Below are 6,094 nucleotides of genomic sequence, written 5' to 3'. Positions count from 1 at the left end.
CGCCCTGCGGGCCGCCGGGACGCGGGCCCGGACGGGGAGCGCCCGGACGCGGAGCGCCACCGGGACGCGGAACGCGCTGGTCGCCGCCACCCTGCGGGCCGCCGGGACGCGGACCCGGACGGGGACCGCCCGGACGCGGGGCCGCGGGCTTGGATCCCATGCCGGAGGCGTTGGACGCGAACGGGTTGTTACCCGGACGCGGACCCGGGCGGGGACCGCCCGGACGCGGGGCACGACCACCGTCACGGCCGCCACCGGAGCGCTCGCCGCGCTGGGGACGGTCGGGGCGGTCGCCGCCGCGCTGCTGCTGTCCACCGGACGCGCCGGGCTTGGGGCCGGGCTTGGGAGCACCGCTCTTGGGCGCGGGCTTGGGGCCCGGCTTCGGAGCGGCCTCGAACGTCGGGACCGCGGGCTTGTCGACCGGAGCGGCCGGCTTCTCCGCGGGCTTCTCCGCCGGCTCGCTCGGCTTGCCGGCGGTCGGCTTGGGAGCCGGACCCGGCTTCGGGCCGGGCTTGGGGGCCGGACCCGGCTTGGGCGCGGCGGGGCGCGCGGCGGACGGCTTGGGGCCCGGCTTGGGAGCCGGAGCACTCTTCTTGCCGCCGCCGTTGGAGCCCTCGTTGAAAGCTTCCTTCAGGCGTCGAACGACGGGCGCCTCTATCGTGGAGGACGCCGAACGGACGAACTCGCCCATTTCGTTGAGCTTGGCCAGCACGGCCTTGCTCTCTACACCGAACTCCTTAGCGAGTTCGTATACCCGGACCTTCGCCACTACTCTCCTTCAGCTTCGGTCCGGGACATGGGCTTGTGCCGGACCGTCGTTAGCTCGAGTTACTCATCGCTGCGTACTCATCAGGCGCTCATCGCAATCTCGACCTGCTTCCTCATCGCTACACAACAATGGGCCGGTGGATACGTGCCGACACAGCACTGTACGCCGACCTCGATCACTACAACCGTGAGGTCGGCCCGGACATTCCAACCCTATCCGGATCACGGCGCGTTCGATCACTCGGGATGTCATCGAACAGAGCCGCCACGCGTGAGACGTCCCACCCGGTGGGTGTCTCCTCGTTCCGGGCCCGGAAGGCGCGTGACCACACCCTGCGACGTTCGGCGAGTTCGAAGCAACGCCGATCGTGGTGCAGGTAGGCACCGCGCCCCGGACGACGACCCCGGGTGTCGGGCGTGATGGCCGTGCCCTCGGCCACCAGCCGCACGAGGTCGGACTGGACTGCCCGTGACCGACAGCCCACGCACGTTCGCACGGGACGGTCACGACCGTCTTCGGCCACCATATCGTGTCGAGGCATGGGCGCGACCCGTTTAACCGGCCGAAGAGGCGTCGTCGACGTCCGCGGCGCCGGAGGCGTCCTCGTCCTCGGCCGACCGCTCGGGCTCGGCGTCGGAGCGGATGTCGATGCGCCAACCGGTGAGTCGCGCGGCGAGGCGGGCGTTCTGGCCCTCCTTGCCGATCGCCAGCGACTGCTGGTAGTCCGGGACCACGACACGGGCCACACGGGCGGCCATGTCGATGATCTCCACCGAGTTCACCCGCGCCGGGGAGAGCGCGTTCGCGACGAACACAGCGGGGTCCTCGGAGTGGTCGACGATGTCGATCTTCTCTCCGTGGAGCTCGGCCATGACGTTACGGACACGACTTCCCAACGGACCGATGCAGGCGCCCTTGGCGTTGACGCCGCCCCGGTTGGAACGGACCGCCATCTTGGTGCGGTGACCGGCCTCACGGGCGATCGCCGCGATCTCGACGGTGCCGTCGGCGATCTCGGGGACCTCCAGCTCGAAGAGCTTGCGCACCAGGTTGGGGTGGGTACGGGACAGGGTCACCGAGGGACCGCGGTGGCCCTTGCGCACCTGGACCACATAGGCGCGCAGACGCTCGCCGTGGACGTAGTCCTCGGTGGGCACCTGCTCCTGCGGGGGCAGGATCGCCTCGAGCTTGCCGAGGTCGACCAGAACGTTACGGGGATCCTTGCCCTGCTGGATGATCCCGGACACGATGTCGTGCTCGCGCCCGGCGAACTCGCCCAGGGTCAGCTCGTCCTCGGCGTCGCGCAGGCGCTGGAGGATGACCTGCTTGGCGGTGGAGGTCGCGATACGTCCGAAGCCGTTGGGGGTGCCGTCGAACTCTCCGACGACGCCGCCCTCCTCGTCGGTCTCGGCGACCCATACGGTCACGTGGCCGGTGGAACGGTTCAGCTCCACACGTGCCTTCTTGTCGGGGCCCTCCTCGCGGTGGTAGGCGATCAGAAGGGCGTCCTCGATCGCCTTGGCGACCAGTTCGACGGCGATGTCCTTCTCGCGCTCAAGGCCGCGAAGGACGCTCATGTCAATATCCACGGGGCTCCCCCTCTAGTCCGCCGCGTCGGTATCGGCTTCTCGGCGGAATTCCACCTCGACCTTGGCCTTGGCGATCGTGTCGTAGGCCAGGACGCGGGTACGGCCCTTGACGTCGAGGGTCACCCCTTGGTCGTCGGACTCGATGACGCGTCCGGTGAGGTTCCCCCCTTCGACGAGGGAGACCTTCACCAGACGACCGCGTGAGCGTCGCCAGTGACGGGGCAGGGTCAGCGGGCGGTCCACCCCGGGAGAGGTGACCTCCAGGACGTAGGGCAGTTCGCCCATGACGTCGGAGGCGTCCAGGGCCTCGTTGACCTCCTGGCTGACCTCACCGACCGTGTCCAGGTCGACCCCCTTGTCGGAGTCCACGATCACGCGCAGCACACGGCGTTTACCGGCCGGTGTCAGCTCGACGGCCTCCAGGTCCAGTCCGGCCTCGGCCAGGACCGGTTCCAGCAGCTCGACGATGCGCTCGTTGCGCGCCTGCGCTCCCATGCGTGTCAGCCCCTCAAGACGGCGAAATCCCGCCCGCTCGGCCGTGAGCCGTTGAACGGGGCGGTCCAGCTCTGTACATAGATCTGCGACGAATCCGCTCCGCACCCCCGAGAGGGGATGCGAAAGCCCCGCACGTCGTTCGCGACGGCGGGTGTGCTGCAAGGGTATCCACTCCCGGGTGCCTTCCAGGTCGCCGCGCGCGGGCCAGGCGCGTCGATGGACGTGGTCCCCCTTCCGAAGTCGCGTCCCGACAAGGGGTGTCGCCACGGATCGTGTCCCTCCGACGTCGTGGAAAGATGGGATCGACCGCCGTCGACGGCGGGAGCCGTCGGTCCCGTCCGGGACACCGGGCAGGGGGAGGAGACCTCGTGGGCCAGTGGAACGTCAGCCGTCGCACGCTGCTGGGTGCCACGGTGGCCGGTGCGGCCGCGGTCGGCCTGGTCGGCTGCGGCGAGGTCGACTGGTACCCCTACGCGGAGACGCCCGACGTCGCCGTCCTGCGCTCCCTGATCAGGGAGAAGGAACGCATGATCGCGCGGTACGAACGCGCTCTGGCCGACGGCGCGGGCCCCTCTGAGCTCCTGGAGGGGTTCCTGGGTCATCACCTGGCCCATGTGGACGCCCTGCTCGACGCTCTGCCCGAGGACGTCGGCCCCTACGGCGACCCCGAGAAGGGCGACGGAGAGACCTCCGCCCCTCCAGAGGAGGACCCGGGTCCGACCCCGGACCGGGCCGGTCTACGTCTGTTGGAGGCCGCCGCCGCGTCCGCCCGTCTCGACCAGGCCGCCGCCGTCACCGACGCGGCCCTGGCCCAGTTGGTGAGCGGGATCGGCGCCTGTGAGGCCGCGCACGCCCACCTGATGGACCGGATCTGAGCGGTGACATCACCATCGGAAAGGCAAGGTAGTCGGGTGAGCGACAGCCCCAACCCCGAGGAGACCGGTTCCCCGGAACCTCGCGAGGGTTCCGACCCCTCCGCCGAGGCCCTGGCCGAGGCCGTGAGCGCCGAGCACGCCGCCGTGTACGGCTGTGAGTTCGTCGGTGGCGCCGCGGGCGACGAGGGACGCCGTGAGCGCGCCTCGGCCTTCGCCCGTCAGCACAAGGCGCTGCGCGACACCCTGCGCGACGCCGCGAGGGAGCGCGGCTGGGAGGCTCCCCCCGCGAAGGCCTCCTATCCGCTGCCCGAAGGACGCGGCGACGAGGAGATGGACGCCTTCGCCGCGGAGCTGGAGCGCAGGACCATGGAGGCCCACCTGTGGCTGTCCTCCTCCCCCGACACCGACCTGCGGATCACCGCGGCCCGCGCCCTCCAGGAGGCCACGGCGCGCTCCCTGGACTGGGGCGCCGAGCTGGACGCCCTCCCCGGCTTCGAACGCCTCTAGAGACGCTCCCCGGCCCCGTACACACGCGAAGGGGGCCTTCGCCCCACGGCGAAGACCCCCCGGTCCGTCCCTCGCTCCTCTACTGGGAGCAGGCGGCGACGGTACGCTCCACGATCTCCTCGACCGGGACGTCGGAACGCTCTCCACTGGCCCGGTCGCGCAGCTCGACGAGGCCGTCCTTGAGCCCCCGGCCCACGATGACCGTGGTGGGGATGCCCAGCAGCTCGGCGTCGTTGAACTTCACGCCCGGGGCGGCCTTGCGGTCGTCGACGAGCACGCGCAGCCCGCGCGCCTCCAGCTCGCCGCCGATGCGCAGCGCCTCCTCGACCTCGCCGCCCTTGCCCGTGCCGACCACGTGCACGTCGGCGGGGGAGATCTCACGCGGCCAGACGATGCCCTTGTCGTCGTGGGACTGCTCGACGATCGAGGCCACCGCGCGGGAGACACCGATGCCGTAGGAGCCCATGGTGACGCGCTTGGGCTTGCCGTCGGGGCCCAGGGCGTCGAGCTGGAAGGCGTCGGCGTACTTGCGGCCGAGCTGGAAGATGTGGCCGATCTCGATGCCGCGGGCGGTGTAGAGGGTGCCCTTCCCGTCCGGGGAGGGGTCTCCGTCGCGCACCTCGGCGACGTCGATCGTGCCGTCCGGGGTGAAGTCGCGCCCGGCCACCAGGTCGACGACGTGGTGGTCGGCCTCGTCGGCGCCGGTCACCCAGGCGGTGCCGGTGACCACACGCGGGTCGACCAGGTAGCGGACCTTGTTGTCCTGGAGGGCCTTGGGGCCGATGTAGCCCTTGACCAGGAAGGGGTTGGCGGCGAAGTCGGCCTCGTCCACGATGGCGACCTCGGTCGGCTCCAGGGCCGCCTCCAGACGCTTGAAGTCGACCTCGCGGTCGCCGGGAAGGCCGATCGCCAGCAGCTCCCACTCCTCGGTCCCGGGCGCCCTCGTCTTGACCAGGACGTTCTTGAGGGTGTCGGCCTCGGTGAAGTCGCGGCCCAGGTCGGCCCCGTTGAGGAAGTCCACCAGGGTCTGGATCGTGGCCGTGTTCGGGGTGTGGTGCTTACGGGCCTCGGGCAGCCCCTCCACGGAGCGGGGCTCGGGCGCCGGCACCGTGACGGCCTCGACGTTGGCCGCGTAGTCGGAGCCCGTGCTGCGCACGAAGGTGTCCTCGCCGGTCGGCGCGACGGCCAGGAACTCCTCGGAGGCCGACCCGCCCATGGCGCCGGAGGTCGCCGAGACGATGACGTACTCCAGGCCGAGCCGGTCGAAGATCCGGATGTAGGCGGCGCGGTGCTTGTCGTAGGACTCCTGGAGGCCCTCGTCGTCGATGTCGAACGAGTAGGCGTCCTTCATGTGGAACTCGCGACCGCGCAGGATGCCGGCGCGGGGGCGGGCCTCGTCGCGGAACTTCTCCTGGATCTGGTACAGCACGACCGGGAAGTCCTTGTAGGACGAGTACTCGCCCTTGACGAGCAGGGTGAAGAGCTCCTCGTGCGTGGGACCCAGCAGGTAGTCGGCGCCCTTGCGGTCCTTGAGCCGGAAGAGCGTGTCGCCGTACTCCTCCCAGCGACCGCTGGCCTCGTAGTACTCCTTGGGGAGCAGGGCCGGGAGCAGCACCTCCTGGCCGCCCATGGCGTTCATCTCCTCGCGGACGACGCGGGAGACGTTCTCCAGGACGATCTTGCCCAGGGGAAGCCAGGTGTAGACGCCGGGGGCGGCGCGGCGGACGTACCCGGCGCGCACGAGCAGCTTGTGGCTCGGCACCTCGGCGTCCGCCGGGTCCTCACGCAGGGTGCGCAGGAACAGGTTCGACATCCGCAGTAGCACGGCCACTCCTCGGTGAACGCGTCCGGAAGAGGCC

Annotated in this window: 7 protein-coding genes; 2 read left to right on the top strand and 5 right to left on the bottom strand. The window is 70.7% G+C overall.

Annotation, left to right across the window (positions count from 1 at the left end; genetic code table 11):
* The 4 genes from U9J66_RS25700 to rimP all read right to left on the bottom strand — a co-directional run.
* Window positions 1–769, bottom strand: a 769-nt coding sequence (locus U9J66_RS25700) for a translation initiation factor IF-2 N-terminal domain-containing protein (RefSeq protein WP_326339008.1), incomplete at its 3' end; no start/stop codon positions are given.
* A gap of 178 nt (window positions 770–947) precedes the next feature.
* The gene (locus U9J66_RS25695) at window positions 948–1,295 is read right to left on the bottom strand and encodes a YlxR family protein (protein WP_081536461.1); all 348 of its coding nucleotides are present in this window, start codon (window positions 1,293–1,295) and stop codon (window positions 948–950) included.
* A 28-nt stretch (window positions 1,296–1,323) separates the two neighbouring features.
* Window positions 1,324–2,346, bottom strand: a complete 1,023-nt coding sequence (gene nusA / locus U9J66_RS25690) for a transcription termination factor NusA (protein WP_026124843.1) — start codon at window positions 2,344–2,346, stop codon at window positions 1,324–1,326.
* Window positions 2,347–2,370: 24 nt separating this feature from the next.
* A complete protein-coding gene (gene rimP / locus U9J66_RS25685; protein ID WP_014912698.1) occupies window positions 2,371–2,853 on the bottom strand; it encodes a ribosome maturation factor RimP in 483 nt (160 codons plus the stop codon).
* Window positions 2,854–3,221: 368 nt separating this feature from the next.
* On the opposite strand from rimP, the gene U9J66_RS25680 reads away from it, so the two are divergent.
* Both U9J66_RS25680 and U9J66_RS25675 read left to right on the top strand, forming a co-directional pair.
* Entirely contained in the window at window positions 3,222–3,728 is a 507-nt protein-coding gene (locus tag U9J66_RS25680) for a hypothetical protein (RefSeq protein ID WP_017533634.1), read from the top strand.
* 36 nt (window positions 3,729–3,764) lie between these two features.
* A complete protein-coding gene (locus tag U9J66_RS25675; protein WP_017533633.1) occupies window positions 3,765–4,235 on the top strand; it encodes a ferritin-like domain-containing protein in 471 nt (156 codons plus the stop codon).
* 79 nt (window positions 4,236–4,314) lie between these two features.
* Here the strand turns inward: U9J66_RS25675 and U9J66_RS25670 are convergent, their stop codons facing one another.
* On the bottom strand, window positions 4,315–6,048 hold the full coding sequence (locus U9J66_RS25670; protein WP_042285205.1) for a proline--tRNA ligase: 1,734 nt from the start codon (window positions 6,046–6,048) through the stop codon (window positions 4,315–4,317).
* Between the last annotated feature and the right edge of the window lie 46 nt (window positions 6,049–6,094).

The sequence above is a fragment of the Nocardiopsis sp. LDBS1602 genome (genome assembly GCF_035818715.1).
Classification (GTDB): domain Bacteria; phylum Actinomycetota; class Actinomycetes; order Streptosporangiales; family Streptosporangiaceae; genus Nocardiopsis; species Nocardiopsis alba.
The sequence above is the reverse complement of the archived record's forward strand: the minus strand, read 5'-3'. Positions and strand labels throughout refer to the sequence as shown.